Origin of the sequence: Rhizobium leguminosarum (assembly GCF_002953715.1) — a bacterium.
GTDB lineage: Bacteria > Pseudomonadota > Alphaproteobacteria > Rhizobiales > Rhizobiaceae > Rhizobium > Rhizobium leguminosarum_V.
Genome location: NZ_CP025012.1, coordinates 43,544 through 59,863 on the forward strand (window position 1 = coordinate 43,544; position 16,320 = coordinate 59,863).

Consider the following 16,320-nt stretch of genomic DNA (forward strand, 5'->3'; position numbering starts at 1 on the left):
GCGCGGGCCGGGGGGGTGTTTAAATCGGCATCATGACGTGGACCATCAGGCCGCCGCGGGCGGAAGACCAGGAAATGCTCGCGGAGATTTATCTTTCCGTGCGCCGCGAAACATTCGTCTGGGTCGATCCCGGCAAGTTCCATCGCGAGGATTTCGCCGCCCATACCAATGGCGAGACGGTCTTCGTCTGCGCGCATGAAAACGGCAGCGTAGCCGGCTTCCTGTCGCTCTGGCCGGAGGACGATTTCATCCACATGCTCTATATCAGCCCGGAATTCCAGGGTCAGGGCGCCGGCACGGCGCTGCTGCACGCGCTGCCGGAATGGCCGCAACACCGCTACCGGCTGAAATGTCTGGTGAAGAACCGGCGGGCAAAGGCGTTCTACCTCTCCCATGGTTTCCATGTGACCGGCAACGGCACGTCGCCGGAGGGCGACTATGAGGAACTGAGCTTTTTTCCGGTTTGACGGGGCCGCCGAAATGCCCAGCCAGTCGAATATTGACCAGTTTTACCGCGCCGGCAGCTGCCCGGCGATTTCCTCGGCGCGGTTCTTGTGGCGGTCGGCCTCGCTTTGCCAGCGGATGGCTTCCTTGGCCTCGGTGCGGGCGCGCTTGCGGTGTTTGCCCTGGCTGAACCAGGTGGCGGCCGCGCCGATCAGCATGCCTGATATCAGGGCGATGAACAGGAAGACGAAGAAGGGCGCGGAAACCGCAAGCACCTGATCATCCGGCCGGAACGGATTGAAGGCGAGCGTGACGCTCTGCCGGTTGGCGACGCAGAAGACGATGAGAATGACGCCGAGCGGCAGCAGAATCAACAGGTTGACGATCTTCTTGGCCATTTGAGGTCTCCACGCGGCAGATTGCGCCGGTCTTTTTTGAAGGGCGCGTTTCATGCTTACAGCGCCACGCGTCTTTGTAAGACGCGCAAAGCACGATGCGTTACCAGAATAGGAAAACGGCCCTCGAGTTCAAGTGCGGTTTCGCCGCAGGCAGCGACGGCTCAATCCTCTTCGTCGGCTTGGCCGGGATTGAGCCGCTCGCGCAGCTCCTTGCCGGTCTTGAAGAAGGGCACCCACTTCTCCTCGACGAAGACGGTGTCGCCGGTCCGCGGGTTGCGGCCGGAGCGCGAAGGGCGGTTCTTGACCGAAAAGGCGCCAAAGCCGCGCAATTCGACTCGGTTACCCGCAGCCAGTGCATCCGTGATCTCGTCGAGAACCGCGTTGACGATATTCTCGACGTCGCGATGATAGAGATGCGGGTTGCGTGCCGCAACAATCTGCACCAATTCGGACTTGATCACATTCGCCCCCTTAAATTATTGATTTCTTATCAATCGCGGCCAACCTGCCAAACTGAAAGCAGCCCGTCAAGAAGCAACTTTGGGGGCAGGATTCCATTGATATCCTGGGTTTTCATGAGATCATCATAACCGAAGATCGTAATCAACCGCGAAACAGCCCCCGCGAGCAGAAAGGGCGTATTGCTCTTCTTGTCCCAGTCCACCATCGGCAGATCGCCGTCGACGCCGCGCGATGTCAGATAGGCACGGATCTCAGCCTCGCCGCCGATTGCATCGACGAGTTTCACCTTCAGCGCCTGGCGGCCGGTATAGATCGTGCCGTCGGCCAGTTTCAGCACCTCGTCGCGCGGCAGTTTGCGCCGGTCGGCGACCAGATCGACGAACCAGTTATAGCTGTCGACCACCATGTTGCGGATCATCGCCTTGGCTTCCTCGCTCGCCTCGTGGAAGGGCGAGGGCTCGGCCTTCAGCGGCGAAGACTTGATCTCCTGCAGCGAGACGCCGATCTTGTCGAGCAGCGGCTGGATCTGCGGGTACTGGAAGATGACGCCGATCGAGCCGGTGATCGAGCTGTCGCCGGCAATGATGGTATCGCCGGCGGTGGCGATCATGTAGCCGGCGGAGGCGGCAAGCGTGCGCACGTCGGAGACGACAGGCTTCTTGGCTGATATCGCACGGATCGCCTTGAAGATTTTTTCGCCGCCATAGGTCGTGCCGCCGGGCGAGGAGATCGAAATCACTGCTGCCTTCACCTGGTCGCTGGTCTCGACCTTCTTCAGCCGCTCCAGCAGCTCGTCGTCATCGACGATCAGCCCCGATATCGTCACATGGGCGATGTGCGGGCGCTCCGTCCCGGCATCGCCGAGGGCGAAGCGGTAAAAGGCGAAGCCAAGTGCCACGATGAGGGCCACCGCGATGAGGCGCCAGAAGCCGAGCTTACGGCGCAGCCGCCGGCGATCCGCGATGATCGAACTGTCCATAGAAACCTCCAGCGCTGGCACCGGCTTCGGCATGGCGCCGATCGATCCGGTGAAATAGGGTGCAGCGGCCCGTACGAATGCCACTTTTCAATGTTTTTCCGTTTGGTTGCTTGTTGCAGAAAAAATTCCATATTGGCAAGCCAATGTAATAATGCGAAACGAACTGTGATTGGCGGCCGGCTTTGTTATGAAGGCGCGGCGATCACCGCACATGGACGAGGCCTATGCTCGATACCCTGAAGAACAACGGACATGCCGCCTATTCAGGGTCGGGCAAGAATGCCTATGGCGATGCGTTGTTCCATTCCGCCCGCGTGCGGCGGCTGAAAATATTGCTGCCGGTGGCGGCCCTGGTCATCGCAGCGAGCCTCACCGCGGTGGCGTTGGTCCGCATCTATCTGCCCGAGAACATCAAGTTGGAAGGCGCCAAGATCGAGAACGGCAAGGTCGTGATGGAAAAGCCGGCGATCGCCGGCCGCAATTCCGACGGCATCAACTATTCGATGCTGGCCGAAAGGGCGCTTCAGGACATCCGCAATCCCAATCTCATCACGCTCGAAACCATCAAGGCCGCCGTGCCGATGAATGACGGCCTGATCGCCCGCGTCGTCGCCTCGACCGCCGATTACAACCGCGCTACCGACAATCTGCATATGACGGCCCCCTTCACCCTGGTGCTGAGCAGCGGCCTCAATGCGAATTTCCAGTCCGCCCAGCTCGACATCAAGGGCGGAAACATGCGGAGCGACGATCCCGTCACCATCACCAAGGACAATGCCTCCATTGTTGCGCAGACGATGGAGATAACCGATAAGGGGCGGGTGATCACATTCGAGGGGAATGTTCGCATGAATGTCGATCCATCCACCATCCATAAACAGGGCACTTAACCAGCCGGGTCATCCATGACAAAAGATTGTCGCATTTCCACTTGCAAGACAGGCATGGCATTCGTTGCCGGCGCATTTGCCCTTATTCTGACGGCCTCGGGCGCGGGTGCGCAGTCGACCACGATGTCGGGCATGAAGCTTTCCAACGACCAGCCGATCCAGATCGAAAGCGACAAGCTTGAGATCCATGACCAGGAACACACCGCGCTCTTCACCGGCAAGGTCAAGGTCGTCCAAGGCACGACGACGATGCAGTCCGGCAAGATGACCGTCTATTACAAGGACAAGGCGGCAAAGCCGGCTGCCGACGGGGCGCAACCCGCTGCCCAGCCGGAGCAGTCGGCCTCGCTTGCATCGGGAAGTGCTGATATCGACAAGATCCTGGTGACGGACAAGGTCCTCTTGACCTCGGGCACGCAGACGGCGACCGCCGATGACGGCAATTTCGACATGGCCTCGCAGACATTCATCCTCACGGCAGATGAGGGGAACAAGGTTATCCTGTCGGACGGGCCGAACGTTTTCACCGGCTGCAAACTGACGGTTCACATGCAGACTGGCCAGGCGGAGCTTGAAAGCTGCGGCGGGCGTGTCCAAATTCAGCTCGATCCGAAATCGAAGCCGAATACACCGCAGCAGAAGCAGAACTGAGAAGCCGGCCTCCCACGTGAAATTATCATCGCTATCCACCATGTTCGGCAAGCCCGGGCCACAAGCTGCGGGTGCCGCCGACAAGAGCCGTTATCAGGGAACGTTGATCGCCCGCGGTCTGACGAAGACCTATGCGACGCGGCGCGTCGTCAACGGCGTCTCCCTGGTGGTGCGCCGTGGCGAGGCCGTCGGCCTGCTCGGCCCGAACGGCGCCGGCAAGACCACCTGTTTTTATATGATCACCGGCCTTGTGCCGGTGGACGAAGGCACGATCGAGATCGACGGCAACGACGTCACGACCATGCCAATGTACCGCCGCTCGCGTCTCGGTGTCGGTTACCTGCCGCAGGAAGCCTCGATCTTCCGTGGGCTGACGGTGGAAGAGAATATCCGCGCCGTGCTCGAAGTGCATGTGAAGGACAAGGCCGAGCGCGAGCAGAAGCTGAACGAGCTGCTGGAGGAGTTCCATATCCAGAAGCTGCGCAAGAGTGCCGCCGTCGCGCTTTCCGGCGGTGAGCGCCGCCGCCTTGAAATCGCGCGTGCGCTTGCGACCGACCCTACCTTCATGCTGCTCGACGAACCCTTCGCCGGCGTCGACCCGATCTCGGTCGCCGACATCCAGAATCTCGTTCACCACCTGACGGCGCGCGGCATCGGCGTTCTCATCACCGACCACAATGTGCGCGAGACGCTGGGTCTGATCGACCGCGCCTACATCATCCATGCCGGTGAGGTGCTGACCCATGGCCGGGCGAACGACATCGTCAACAATCCGGAAGTGCGCCGGCTCTACCTCGGCGACAATTTCAGCCTCTGATACCGGGTTCAGCCTCTGATACCAGGCGGCCCGCAGAAATTCACCTTGTCGGCATAGTTCCGCTTGACCAAATACAATAAAAAAGCAATTTTTGGGCCAACTTGGATTTCCGTGGCCTGAAGCCTTGATCGGACGCGGTTTCCCGGAGGAATCGAGGGGAGTTTCGCGTCCGTCATGGCACTGTCCGCCAATCTTTTCCTGCGCCAGACCCAGTCCCTGGTGATGACACCGCAACTGATGCAATCCATCCAGTTGCTGCAGATGACTCATTTCGAACTCAACCAGTTCATCGCCATGGAAGTGGAGAAGAACCCGCTGCTCGAATTTCCGTCGAATGACGGCGAGGCGGCCGGCGAACGCGGCGAAAGCGAAGATGAGCAATATGCTCATCAGCCGGAGGATGCCGGGTCGGACGATGGCTATGACAACCGCGCCGAGGCGCTCTCCAGCGACTGGTATGACAATGGCGGCAGTGCCAGCACGAGCCGGCTGAACGACGAACTCGACGCCAATTACACCAATGTCTTTCCTGATGACGGCGCCCCGCAGCGCCTCGATGCGCCCGAGCTCGTCAGCCAGTGGAAATCGATGCCGGGCAGCGGCGAGGGCGCCGACTACGATCTCGACGATTTCGTTGCCGGCCAGGTATCGCTGCGCGATCATCTCGCCCAGCAGATCCCCTTCGTCCTGCCTGACATGGCCGACCGGCTGATCGCGCAGAATTTCGTCGACCAGCTCGACGATTGCGGTTATCTGCAGGCCGATATCGTCGAGGCGGGCGAGAGGCTGGGCACGAGCCTCGCACAGGCCGAGCGCGTGCTCGCCACCCTCCAGAGCCTCGATCCGCCGGGTGTTTTCGCCCGCAGCCTTGCCGAATGCCTGGCGATCCAGCTCAGGCAGAAAGACCGATACGACCCCGCCATGCAGGTGCTGGTCGAAAACCTCGAACTGCTCGCCCGGCGCGATTTCGCCACGTTGAAGCGACTCTGCGGCGTCGATGAGGAGGATCTTCTCGACATGCTCGGCGAGATCCGCCAGCTCAATCCGAAGCCCGGCAGCGGTTTCGAGGCAGGTGTTTCCGAAGCGATCATGCCGGATGTGGTCGTCAGAGCCTCCTCGGATGGCGGCTGGCTGGTCGAGCTCAATCCGGATACGCTGCCGCGCGTGCTGGTCAACCAGTCCTATTTTTCCCGGGTGACAAAGAACGGCGAGGATCACGCCTTCCTCTCCGATTGCCTGCAGACCGCCAACTGGCTGACGCGCAGCCTCGATCAGAGGGCTAAAACCATCATGAAGGTGGCAAGCGAAATCGTCCGCCAGCAGGACGCCTTCCTGCTGCACGGCGTCGACTATCTGCGCCCGCTGAACCTGAAGACGGTCGCCGAGGCGATCAAGATGCATGAATCCACAGTCAGCCGCGTCACGTCGAACAAATATATGCTGACGCCGCGCGGCCTCTTCGAACTCAAATATTTCTTCACTGTCTCGATCAGCGCCGTCGCTGGCGGCGATAGCCATTCGGCTGAGGCCGTGCGTCACAAGATCCGTGCGCTGATCCTGCAGGAGAGCCCGGAGGCGGTGCTTTCCGATGACGATATTGTCGACATGCTGAAGAAGGGCGGCGTCGATCTCGCCCGCCGCACGGTTGCGAAATACCGGGAGGCGATGAACATCGCCTCTTCGGTCCAACGCCGCCGCGAGAAGCGGGCGCTCGCCAAGGTCGCCGGCTTCTGACGCTGTCATGCTTCGACCTGGATCGAAGCATCCTGCCGGTAAAACCCGATATTCCTCTCCAGCGCCCTGCGTCTTTTCAGACGCAGGGCGCTGCAACCCTTTGAATTGTCTTGAATGAAGATCGAATGCCGACGATGATGCCGCAAAATCCGAACCTTGCCAGGGAGCTTTTCCTGCTGCTGGTGCTGGCGACCCTTTGGGGTTCCTCCTATAGCTTCATCAAGATCGGCGTCGAGACGATCCCACCCATAACGCTGATCGCCGCCCGCACGCTGATTGCCGGCGGCATTCTGCTGGCTGTGCTGCGCCACCGGCGTGTCCGCCTGCCACGCGATCGTGCGACCTGGCAGCGGTTTTTCGTTCAGGCCTGTCTGAACAGCGTCGTTCCCTTCACGCTGATCGCCTGGGCGGAACAGTCCGTCGATGCCGGATTGGCGGTGATCCTGAATTCGGCAACGCCGATCTTCGCCTTCCTGCTGACCGTGCTGATGACCCGCCATGAGCAGGTGACGCTGCGACGGCTTTTCGGCGTCATGGCCGGGCTTGCCGGCATCTGCCTCGTCATCGGCGTCGAAGCGCTCGGCGGTCTCGGCGAAAGCCTGATTGCGCAGCTCGCCATCATCCTGGCGACCATCTGCTATGCAGGTGCCGCGATTTTCAGCAAGAACTTCAAGGGGCTCGATCCCGCAGTGCCGGCGGCCGGCTCGTTGATCTCAGGCGCGGTCATTCTCTTGCCGATGAGCCTCGTCGTCGATCGGCCGTGGGAGCTCGATCCCTCGGCAGCATCGATGCTGGCGCTGCTTGCCCTCTCCGCCTTCTCGACGGCGCTCGCCTTTACGATCTATTTCCGTCTTATCCAGACGCTGGGCTCGGTCGGAACCACCTCGCAAGCCTATCTCAGAGTGCCGATCGGTGTTGCGATCGGCATCGTCTTCCTCGGCGAAAGGCTGAGCTCGACGGCCTGGATCGGACTCGTCTGCGTCATAGCAGGTGTCGCCGCTATGACGATCCCCGCAAGGGTGAGCACAACGCAAGCGCGAAACGCGTAAAGTGGATCGGGTAGTGATCGGCGGCATGCGTTACCCCGCAAGGCGTCCGACACACGTTGCCCGAGTGCCGCTGGGGGTGATTCGTCGCCCTATTGACTTTTCGGTAACCTATGGCTAGAAGCGCGCCGCAATCGGTGCCGTGAACGGCATCTGGAGTTATCCCCATCATCCCCAAGGCACCAAGGACCCGCAGGCCTAAGCCGATCTTGCTTGAGATTGCGCGAAGTGCTTGGATGAACCTGAGGCTTGGCGTAAACTGATACCCGCAAACGACCATAAGAAGGGAAACTCCATGAGTGTGCGTGTATCCGGGAAACATATGGAAATTGGTGAATCCTTCCGTCAAAAGATCGAGGACCAAATTGGTATGGCCATCACGAAATACTTCGACGGGGGATATTCCGGCCAGGTGACCGTGGAAAAGGCGAGTTCTCGTTACTCGGCAGATTGCAAGCTGCATCTCGACAGCGGGGTGGTGTTGCATGCGGCCGGCGAGGCGACCGACCCGCAGTTGGCTTTCGACGCCGCCTCCCAGCGGATCGAAAAACGGCTGCGGCGTTACAAGCGCAAGCTGAAGGACCATCACGCCGGAAACCATCTGAATGGTTTTGCAGAGGTCTCCTACACGGTTATGGATTCCGTTCCTGATCACGATGATGAAATCGCCGACGATTTCGCTCCGGCGATCGTCGCTGAAAGCACGAAGCAGCTGAAGACCATGTCGGTCGCCACCGCCGTGATGGCGCTCGACATGACCGACGAGCCGCTTCTCCTGTTCCGCAGCCCCGGCAAGGAACATCTGAACATCGTTTACCGTCGGCACGACGGAAATATTGGCTGGATCGATTCAGCCAGTATCAAAGGCTGAGATCAGGGTGGTGAGCGGCGGTATTGCCGCCGCTCCTTGCATTATCTGATCCCGGCGACAGAAGGAAAAGGAAATGGCATTGGCAGATTTGCTCCATCAGGATGCGATCATTCCCGCCCTCAGAGTAAATTCCAAGAAACAGCTGCTTCAGGAGTTGGCCGCAAGAGCCGCCAGGATCACCGGGCTCTCCGAACGGGAGATCTTCGACGTCATCCTGCAGCGCGAGCGCCTTGGCTCGACGGGCGTCGGCAACGGCATCGCCATTCCCCACGGCAAGCTGGTCAACATCCATTCGATCGTCGGCATCTTCGCCCGGCTGGAGCAGCCGGTCGATTTCGAGGCGCTGGACGACCAGCCGGTCGATCTCGTCTTCCTGCTGCTTGCGCCGGAAGGGGCGGGCGCCGATCATCTCAAGGCTCTGTCGCGGATCGCCCGCGTGCTGCGTGATCACGATTTGGTCGCCAAGCTGCGCGCCACCGATTCCTCCCAGGCGATCTATGCCTTCCTCAACGAAGAGCAGGCGTCGAACGCTGCCTGACGCACGTCGTGCGATAACGCATCGGTTCTCGAATGCAAAAAGGCGCCTGATCTCTCAGGCGCCTTTCGCATTATGATGCGCTGAACGATCAAAACTCTTCCCAGCTGTGGGCGACGACGGCAAAACCCGTTCCGGCGGCCGTTTCGCCAAGGGACGCGGCTATATCCTGTCTGCGACTTCCTCGCTCAAGGGGATCGATGGTTGCGCTCCGGCCTTGAGGCAGGCGAGCGAACCGGCAACCGCCGCACGGCGCAGCGCCGAGACAAAATCGAGGCCGTCGTCGAGGCTCGCGGCGAAATAGCCGCAGAAGGTGTCTCCGGCGCCGACCGTATCGACGGGTTCGATCTTGAGACCCTGCGCCCTTGAAATCGCCCCGTCGCGGATGGCGATGACCCCATCGCCGCCGAGCGTCACGATCAGCGTCTGGCCCGTCTCCGTATGCAGGCGCACAAGTGCGGCCTCGCGCGCTGCGGCGTCCATGCCTTCCTGTCCGGCAAGCCGCTCGAATTCGGTCTCGTTGGCAATGACGATATCGGCGAGCCGGCCGAGACGCGGGGCATCGGGGATCAGCGGCGCGAGGTTGAGGATGCTGGTGACGCCCTTGGCGCGGGCGGCCGACAGCGCGCGTTCGACGGCAGCAGCCGGCACTTCGAGCTGCAGCATCAGGATATCGCCTTCGTTCATGCGGCCGATTGCCTGCTCGGCATCGGCGGGCGTGACCTGGCCATTGGCGCCGGGAACGACCGCAATCATGTTTTCGCCGTCGCCGCCGACAAGGATCAGCGCCGTGCCTGTGGGACCGTCGACATGTTTGATGAGAGAAAGGTCGGTACCTGCATCATCGAGCAGGGCCAGCGCTTCCGCAGCGAAAGCATCCTTGCCGACGGCGCCGGCCATGTGCACGTAGCGGCCGGCGCGCCGGGCCGCCAGCGCCTGGTTGGCGCCCTTGCCGCCGGCGGCCGTGGCAAAGCCGTTGCCGGCCACCGTCTCGCCGGGCTTCGGCAGGCGCTCGGTCGTGGCGATGAGATCCATGTTGATGGACCCGAAAACTGTGATCATGAAAGTGTCCCGTCTTCTGGAGCCTGCAAGTGAAATCAGGCTCCACCTGTTTCATGCGGGCGAGACACTGCCCGAAGCGGTCACTCCTCGTCAACCACCCGCAGCTTCAGAAGACCGGTGCGGCTTTCCACCGATTTGGCCGCGGCTTCGCTGTCGCGGGCGGGCTTGGCATCGCCGCCTGCCTCGAATTCCAGCGCTTCGATCTTGGCGCCGCGCCTGGTGAGCTTGTCGGCTGACGTGACCACCATGTCGATATCCTTCTGCGCCATGGCGAAATGGCCCTGCAGCTTGCGCACCCGCTCGTCGAGGCGGCTAAGATCGTCCATCAGGATCGCCACCTCACCCTGGATCAGATGTGCCTGCGCCCGCATGCGCTGATCCTTGAGCACGGCCTGGATGACCTGGATCGACAGCATCAGCAGCGACGGCGAGACGATGACGACGCGCGCGCGATGCGCCTTCTGCACCACCGGCTCGAAGTGCTCGTGGATCTCGGCGAAGATCGATTCGGACGGTACGAAGAGAAAGGCCGTATCCTGGGTTTCCCCCTGGATCAGATATTTCTCGGAAATGTCCCTTATATGGACCTCCATGTCGCGGCGGAATTGCTGGCCGGCGATCTTGCCGGCCTCGGGGCTGTCGGCGTCGCGGATCGCGTTCCAGGCTTCGAGTGGAAATTTCGCGTCGATCACCAGCGGCGGCGCGCCGTTCGGCATGCGGATCGTGCAGTCCGGCCGCGAACCGTTGGACAGCGTCTGCTGGAAGGCATAGGCGCCCATCGGCAGGCCGTCGGCAACGATCGTTTCCATCCTGGACTGGCCGAAGGCGCCGCGCGTCTGCTTGTTGGACAGAATGGCCTGCAGCCCGACGACATCCTTGGCGAGCGTCTGGATATTGTTCTGCGCGGCATCGATGACCGCCAGCCGCTCCTGCAGCCGCTGCAGGTTCTCATGCGTCGATTTGGTCTGCTCGGTGATCGTCGAGCTGACGCGCTGCGACATGCCGTCGAGGCGTTGGCTGATCGTCTGATTGAGTTCGCTCTGCCGCGCGCCGAAGACCTCGGTCATCGCCGCGATGCGGCCCTGCATCTCCGCCTGGATCTTTAAAAGCTCGGCCATCCGCGCTTCGTTTTCCTCAGCACGAAAGCTCGCTTCCTCCGCCTGCTCGCGGCGAAGGCCGGCGCCGCGCAGGAGAAGCACGATCACCAGCACGAAGAGGACGGCAAGGACCCCGCCGATAAGCGCCAGCATGGCCGGGCTGATCGAGGCAAGGGCAAGGGCGAGCGATTCGGAATGGATGGTCATGCCGCGAGCATAACAGAAGAAACGGCAATATATAGATCAAAACGTGAACGGAATGGGCGGCCCCCAATATCCGCGCAAGCTATCGCTCTTCCTCGCTCGGGGAGAAGAAATCGCCGTACGATTTAACGATTGCTCAACCATATTGGCCAAAACCTGCGGCGCAGAAATTCCTTCCCGCGCACGTCGCGCCAAGTACAGAGATCCCCATGACCGCCCAGCAGACCGACAATGCCCTCAGGCAGCGCCTCGATTTCATCGAACTGGATGATGCAGCGCGCAAGTCGATGCGGGATCTGCGCCCTGTCATATCAGAGCTGATCGGCGGCGCCCTCGATAAATTCTACGCCAAGATCGCCAAGACCCCCGCTGTCGCAGGCTTCTTCGCCGATAAGAACCATGTCGGCTATGCCAAGAAGCGCCAGCAGGATCATTGGGCCAATCTGGCCGGCGGCGCGTTCGACGAGAGCTATGTCAACGGCGTGACCGCGGTCGGCCGGACGCACGCCCGCATCGGGCTGGAGCCGCGCTGGTATATTGGCGGTTACGCCATCGTCATGTCCGAGCTCGTCAAAGGCATCATGGAGAAGCAGTGGCCGTCGATCTTCGGGCGCCAGCAAGGCAAGCAGTTGGCCGAGAAGCTGTCGGCCGTCATCAAGGCTGGCATGCTGGACATGGATTATTCCATCTCGGTCTATCTCGAGACGCTCGAAGCAAAGCGCCGCGTCTTGGAAGAAGAGCGTGCCCAGGCCGAATCCGATCAGGCGATCGCGCTGGAGCAGCTGCGCCGCGGTCTGGAAGCGCTGTCGAACGGCGATCTCGAAGCCACCCTGCCGTCCGACCTGCCGGGCAATTTCCGGCAGATGGCCGAGGACTACAACCGCGCCGTCAGCGCCCTTCGCCAGTCCTTCGCCTCTGTGCGCGAGACCTCGGGCCATATCATGAGCGGCGCCGACGTCATTTCCAATGCGACCAACGATCTGGCGCTGCGCACTGCCCAGCAGGCGGCAGGAGTCGAGCAGAGTTCGGCCGCCCTGCAGCAGCTGTCCGTCAGCGTCGGCCAGACGGCCGCCAATGCCGAGAAGGCTTCGGACGCCGTGCGCGAGACGCAAGAGAAGGCGAAGAACTCCGGCGAACTGGTCACCAGCGCCGTCTCGGCGATGGCCGGCATCGAGAAATCCTCGACCGGGATCTCCAAGATCATCGGCGTCATCGATGAGATCGCCTTCCAGACCAATCTGCTGGCGCTGAACGCCGGCGTCGAGGCGGCCCGCGCCGGCGATGCCGGCAAGGGTTTTGCCGTCGTCGCTCAGGAAGTCCGCCAGCTCGCCCAGCGCACCGCGGAAGCGGCCAAGGAGATCAAGAACCTGATCTCGCAGAGCTCGACCCAGGTCAATCAGGGCGTCGGCATCGTCTCCAGCACCGGCGAAGCGCTAAACGACATGATCAGCCGCATCGACATCATCAACCGTTTCGTCGCCGATATCGCCGCCGCCGCCCGCGATCAGGCGACCGGCGTCAACGAGGTCAGCGTCGCCGTCCGCAACATGGGTGCGATTACCCAGCAGAATTCGGACATGGTCGAGCACTCTTCGGCGGAAACCCGCCGTCTCAAGGACGAGGTGGAAACCCTGATCGAGCTGCTGCGGCGCTTCCGCGCCCGGCCGGAGGGCCGTTCCGCCAGTGCTGCCCGCCGGGCGGCCTGAGGCGAATAGAGCCTTTCCTGGTCAGCTTGAAGCATTCTGCCGGAGCAGGTTTTCGTCAGGGCAAAGGCGATTGGCGAAAGGCATACCCCAAGGTACGTCCGAGCCGATCGCCTTTGCCCTGGCGGAAAGATGCCCGGCCCTTCGGGTTGGCTGAAACGGGCCGGCTGATCGACCGGCCGGCTTGGCCGTAGAGCTTGGCTACGACGCGCGCCGGCCGGTCGACCATCCGACTCCGTTTGAGCCAACAGAATGTTTCAAGCTGACCAGGAAAGGCTCTATGGCGAAATTCCAGGCGGGGATGCAAAAAAGCGTATTCCCCGCCTGCCGGATAATTCCATAGTCGGAAAAGATGGGTTATGGGAACGCCATGACCATCAAGCCACTCATCATTCTTCCCGATCCCGTTCTCCGCCAGCTGTCCAAGCCGATCGAGCGGGTGGACTCCGAGCTGCAGCGTCTTGCCGACGATATGCTGGAAACCATGTACGACGCGCCGGGCATCGGCCTTGCCGCCATCCAGATCGGCGTGCCGCGCCGCATGCTCGTCATCGACATCTCGCGCGAGGGCGAGGAAAAGCAGCCGCAGGTCTTCATCAATCCTGAGATCGTCAAATCCTCCGACGAGCGCTCCGTCTATGAGGAAGGCTGTCTTTCGATTCCGGATTATTATGCCGAGGTCGAGCGCCCGGCTGTCGTCTCGGTCAAATATCTCGACCGCAACGGCAAGGAACAGACCGTCGAAGCCGACGGTCTGCTCGCCACCTGCCTGCAGCACGAGATCGACCACCTGAACGGCGTGCTGTTCATCGATTATATCTCGCGGCTGAAGCGGGAGATGGTGATCAAGAAATTCACCAAGGCGGCGAAGTCCAAGGCGCTCTGACGCTGCGTTGAAAATTCACCGGCGAGGCACTATGATATCACTGATATCATGATGGAGCTGCCGAATGGGTGATTTTCTGATCAGAAATATTTCCGAAGCAATGAAGCGAGACATTGCGGAATCGGCGCAGCGGAGCGGAAACAGCCTTTCTGACGAGGCCAAGGAGCTTCTGCGGGAAGCGCTGAAAAGAAAAACCGAAGCAAGGCCCGAGACGTTGTCGACGTATGAAGCAATACGCGCCGCTTTCGTCAGCGAAAACGCAGTGGACGATGAATTCCCTGCAATCATGGACGAAATCGAGGCCACGCGGAAAAAGGATTTCGGCCGGCCGTTCGAGGATTTCGAATGATCGTTCTCGATACGAATGTGATTTCCGAGTTCGCCAGGTCATTGCCGAATGAAAAGGTGAAGGCCTGGATATTGCGGCAGGATGGCTCGAGAATCTGGCTTTGCACGGTCGGTTTGATGGAGCAGATTTACGGAGCCGAAAGGGTTTTCTTGAAGACAGGATCGGACCGCTTCTTTCGCGCGATCGAGAATTTGGTGAAAGGCCAGTTTCGCGATCGTATCGTCGGCTGGGATTTGGAAACGGCTATGGCAACCGGTCGCTTGCGAGCGAAACGCGAAAGCATGGGGCGGCCTATTTCGGTCCAGGATGCTATGATTGCCGCCATCTGCCTTGCAAACGGCGCGACGCTTGCGACCCGCAACACCAGAGATTTCGAGGGGCTTGATCTCAAGCTCGTAAACCCGTTTGAAGACGGCTGATCCTCAATTGGCGAGATAAAATGTCTCTTCGCATCATCTTCATGGGAACGCCGGAGTTCTCGGTCCCGACCCTGCGCCTGCTCGTCGATGCTGGGCACAGGATCGTTGCGGTCTATACGCAGCCGCCACGGCCGGGCGGGCGGCGCGGCCTCGATCTGCAGAAATCGCCGGTGCATCAGGCGGCCGAACTGCTCGGCCTGCCGGTCTTCACCCCGGTCAATTTCAAGGACCCCGAGGAGCGCGAGAGGTTTCGCGCTTTCAATGCCGATGTCGGCGTCGTCGTTGCTTACGGGCTGTTGCTGCCGGAAGCGATTTTGAACGGCACAAGAGATGGCTGCTACAACGGCCATGCCTCGCTGCTGCCGCGCTGGCGCGGTGCTGCTCCGATCCAGCGGGCGATCATGGCCGGCGACGCAAAGACCGGCATGATGGTGATGAAGATGGACAAGGGTCTGGATACCGGCGCCGTCGCACTGACCCGCGAGGTCGAGATCAGCCCGAACATGACGGCTGGCGAGCTGCACGACCGGCTGATGCTCGTGGGCGCCAAGGCGATGGCGGAGGCCATGGTGAAACTCGAGATGAACGACCTGCCGCTGACGCGGCAGCCGGAAGACGGCGTGCTCTATGCCGCCAAGATCGACAAGGCCGAGACGCGCATCGATTTTTCCAGGGATGCCAGGGACGTGCACAATCACATCCGCGGCCTGGCGCCGTTTCCGGGGGCCTGGTTCGAGCTCGAAATCGGCGGCAAACCGGAGCGGGTGAAGGTGCTGGGGTCCGAGCTGGCTGAAGGGCAGGGTGCTGCCGGCCAATTGCTGACCGATGATCTCGTGGTCGCCTGCGCTTCGGGCTCGGTGCGGCTGGCCAGGCTGCAGAAGGCCGGCGGCAAACCGCTGGCGGCGGCCGATTTCCTTAGGGGCACGCCACTTGCGGCGGGCACGAGGCTTACCTGATGCCGCGTTTCCGCATGACCGTCGAATATGACGGCGGCCCCTATGTCGGCTGGCAGCGGCAGGAGAACGGCCCCTCGGTGCAGGGCGCGATCGAGGCCGCGGTGCTGTCGCTGACCGGCGAGACGGTGTCGATCCGCGGCGCGGGACGCACCGATTCCGGCGTCCACGCCATGGGGCAGGTGATCCATGCCGAACTTTCGAAGGAGTGGTCGCCCTACCAGCTGCAGAATGCGTTGAACGCGCATCTGAGGCTCGCCGGCGAGCGCGTCTCCATACTCGACGTCGAGGCTGTTGCCGAATTCTTCGATGCGCGCTTTTCAGCGCTGCGGCGCCATTACCTCTATCGCATCGTCAGTCGCCGGGCGCCGCTGGCGCTCGAAGCCGGCAAGGCCTGGTGGGTGCCGAAGGTGCTCGATCACGAGGTCATGCACGCTGCCGCCCAGAGGCTGGTCGGCAGGCACGATTTCTCCACCTTCCGCGCCGCCCATTGCCAGGCAAACAGCCCAGTGCGCACGCTCGACCGGCTGGATGTGACGCGCAACGGCGAGCTGATCGAGATCCGCGCCACGGCGCAGAGTTTTCTCCACAACCAGATCCGTTCCTTCGCCGGCACGCTGAAGCTCGCCGGCGAAGGCAAATGGACGCCCGATGATGTCGAGGCGGCGCTTAAGGCGCGCGACCGCAAGGCCTGCGGCCCGGTGGCGCCGCCGGACGGGCTCTATTTCATGCAGGTGGATTATCCCGAGGTGATCGTCGACCGCCGACGGCCAGTCACCGATACCGATACCGATGATGATCCGTCATGAAAATACCGCTC

General features: G+C 61.5%; 19 protein-coding genes. 14 read left to right on the forward strand and 5 right to left on the reverse strand.

Features of this window, described 5'->3' with window-relative positions:
• Positions 1 to 32 precede the first annotated feature (32 nt).
• On the forward strand, positions 33 to 467 hold the full coding sequence (locus CUJ84_RS00220; protein ID WP_105004746.1) for a GNAT family N-acetyltransferase: 435 nt from the start codon (positions 33 to 35) through the stop codon (positions 465 to 467).
• Positions 468 to 509: 42 nt separating this feature from the next.
• Here CUJ84_RS00220 and CUJ84_RS00225 read toward each other — a convergent pair whose 3' ends face one another.
• From CUJ84_RS00225 to sppA, 3 genes are all read right to left on the reverse strand, one after another.
• Positions 510 to 842 carry a LapA family protein gene (locus tag CUJ84_RS00225; RefSeq protein ID WP_105004747.1) on the reverse strand — a complete coding sequence of 111 codons (333 nt, stop codon included), beginning with the start codon at positions 840 to 842 and terminating at the stop codon, positions 510 to 512.
• Between the two features lie 161 nt (positions 843 to 1,003).
• Positions 1,004 to 1,303 (reverse strand): integration host factor subunit beta, encoded by a 300-nt coding sequence (locus tag CUJ84_RS00230; protein ID WP_003544934.1) that lies wholly within the window; start codon positions 1,301 to 1,303, stop codon positions 1,004 to 1,006.
• A 29-nt stretch (positions 1,304 to 1,332) separates the two neighbouring features.
• Entirely contained in the window at positions 1,333 to 2,283 is a 951-nt protein-coding gene (gene sppA, locus CUJ84_RS00235; RefSeq protein WP_105008048.1) for a signal peptide peptidase SppA, read from the reverse strand.
• A 224-nt stretch (positions 2,284 to 2,507) separates the two neighbouring features.
• On the opposite strand from sppA, the gene lptC reads away from it, so the two are divergent.
• The 7 genes from lptC to ptsN all read left to right on the forward strand — a co-directional run bounded on the left by lptC (position 2,508) and on the right by ptsN (position 8,830).
• Complete coding sequence (gene lptC, locus CUJ84_RS00240) at positions 2,508 to 3,173, forward strand: LPS export ABC transporter periplasmic protein LptC (RefSeq protein WP_027681978.1); 666 nt, start codon at positions 2,508 to 2,510, stop codon at positions 3,171 to 3,173.
• Between the two features lie 15 nt (positions 3,174 to 3,188).
• Positions 3,189 to 3,824, forward strand: coding sequence for an LptA/OstA family protein (locus CUJ84_RS00245; RefSeq protein ID WP_018244523.1), 636 nt, complete (start codon positions 3,189 to 3,191; stop codon positions 3,822 to 3,824).
• A gap of 40 nt (positions 3,825 to 3,864) precedes the next feature.
• Positions 3,865 to 4,641 carry an LPS export ABC transporter ATP-binding protein gene (lptB, locus tag CUJ84_RS00250; protein WP_003556077.1) on the forward strand — a complete coding sequence of 259 codons (777 nt, stop codon included), beginning with the start codon at positions 3,865 to 3,867 and terminating at the stop codon, positions 4,639 to 4,641.
• A 174-nt stretch (positions 4,642 to 4,815) separates the two neighbouring features.
• Positions 4,816 to 6,375 (forward strand): RNA polymerase factor sigma-54, encoded by a 1,560-nt coding sequence (gene rpoN, locus CUJ84_RS00255; protein ID WP_105004748.1) that lies wholly within the window; start codon positions 4,816 to 4,818, stop codon positions 6,373 to 6,375.
• Positions 6,376 to 6,500: 125 nt separating this feature from the next.
• Positions 6,501 to 7,424 (forward strand): DMT family transporter, encoded by a 924-nt coding sequence (locus CUJ84_RS00260; protein WP_105004749.1) that lies wholly within the window; start codon positions 6,501 to 6,503, stop codon positions 7,422 to 7,424.
• Positions 7,425 to 7,716: 292 nt separating this feature from the next.
• A complete protein-coding gene (gene hpf / locus CUJ84_RS00265; RefSeq protein ID WP_017958734.1) occupies positions 7,717 to 8,292 on the forward strand; it encodes a ribosome hibernation-promoting factor, HPF/YfiA family in 576 nt (191 codons plus the stop codon).
• A gap of 73 nt (positions 8,293 to 8,365) precedes the next feature.
• The gene (gene ptsN, locus CUJ84_RS00270; protein WP_105004750.1) at positions 8,366 to 8,830 is read left to right on the forward strand and encodes a PTS IIA-like nitrogen regulatory protein PtsN; all 465 of its coding nucleotides are present in this window, start codon (positions 8,366 to 8,368) and stop codon (positions 8,828 to 8,830) included.
• 159 nt (positions 8,831 to 8,989) lie between these two features.
• Here ptsN and CUJ84_RS00275 read toward each other — a convergent pair whose 3' ends face one another.
• Positions 8,990 to 9,889 (reverse strand): ribokinase, encoded by a 900-nt coding sequence (locus CUJ84_RS00275; RefSeq protein ID WP_105004751.1) that lies wholly within the window; start codon positions 9,887 to 9,889, stop codon positions 8,990 to 8,992.
• Positions 9,890 to 9,969: 80 nt separating this feature from the next.
• Positions 9,970 to 11,193 (reverse strand): DNA recombination protein RmuC, encoded by a 1,224-nt coding sequence (locus CUJ84_RS00280; RefSeq protein ID WP_105004752.1) that lies wholly within the window; start codon positions 11,191 to 11,193, stop codon positions 9,970 to 9,972.
• A gap of 206 nt (positions 11,194 to 11,399) precedes the next feature.
• Between CUJ84_RS00280 and CUJ84_RS00285 the strand changes: the two genes are divergently transcribed.
• The 6 genes from CUJ84_RS00285 to truA all read left to right on the forward strand — a co-directional run bounded on the left by CUJ84_RS00285 (position 11,400) and on the right by truA (position 16,309).
• A complete protein-coding gene (locus CUJ84_RS00285) occupies positions 11,400 to 12,896 on the forward strand; it encodes a globin-coupled sensor protein (RefSeq protein WP_105004753.1) in 1,497 nt (498 codons plus the stop codon).
• A 367-nt stretch (positions 12,897 to 13,263) separates the two neighbouring features.
• Complete coding sequence (gene def / locus CUJ84_RS00300) at positions 13,264 to 13,779, forward strand: peptide deformylase (protein WP_105008049.1); 516 nt, start codon at positions 13,264 to 13,266, stop codon at positions 13,777 to 13,779.
• A 64-nt stretch (positions 13,780 to 13,843) separates the two neighbouring features.
• Positions 13,844 to 14,128 carry a FitA-like ribbon-helix-helix domain-containing protein gene (locus CUJ84_RS00305; RefSeq protein WP_105004754.1) on the forward strand — a complete coding sequence of 95 codons (285 nt, stop codon included), beginning with the start codon at positions 13,844 to 13,846 and terminating at the stop codon, positions 14,126 to 14,128.
• Complete coding sequence (locus CUJ84_RS00310; protein ID WP_105004755.1) at positions 14,125 to 14,547, forward strand: type II toxin-antitoxin system VapC family toxin; 423 nt, start codon at positions 14,125 to 14,127, stop codon at positions 14,545 to 14,547. The genes CUJ84_RS00305 and CUJ84_RS00310 overlap by 4 nt, the downstream gene beginning before the upstream one ends.
• A gap of 20 nt (positions 14,548 to 14,567) precedes the next feature.
• Positions 14,568 to 15,503 (forward strand): methionyl-tRNA formyltransferase, encoded by a 936-nt coding sequence (fmt, locus tag CUJ84_RS00315; protein ID WP_105004756.1) that lies wholly within the window; start codon positions 14,568 to 14,570, stop codon positions 15,501 to 15,503.
• Complete coding sequence (truA, locus tag CUJ84_RS00320; RefSeq protein ID WP_105004757.1) at positions 15,503 to 16,309, forward strand: tRNA pseudouridine(38-40) synthase TruA; 807 nt, start codon at positions 15,503 to 15,505, stop codon at positions 16,307 to 16,309. Before fmt ends, truA begins: the two co-directional genes overlap by 1 nt.
• Positions 16,310 to 16,320: the final 11 nt, after the last annotated feature.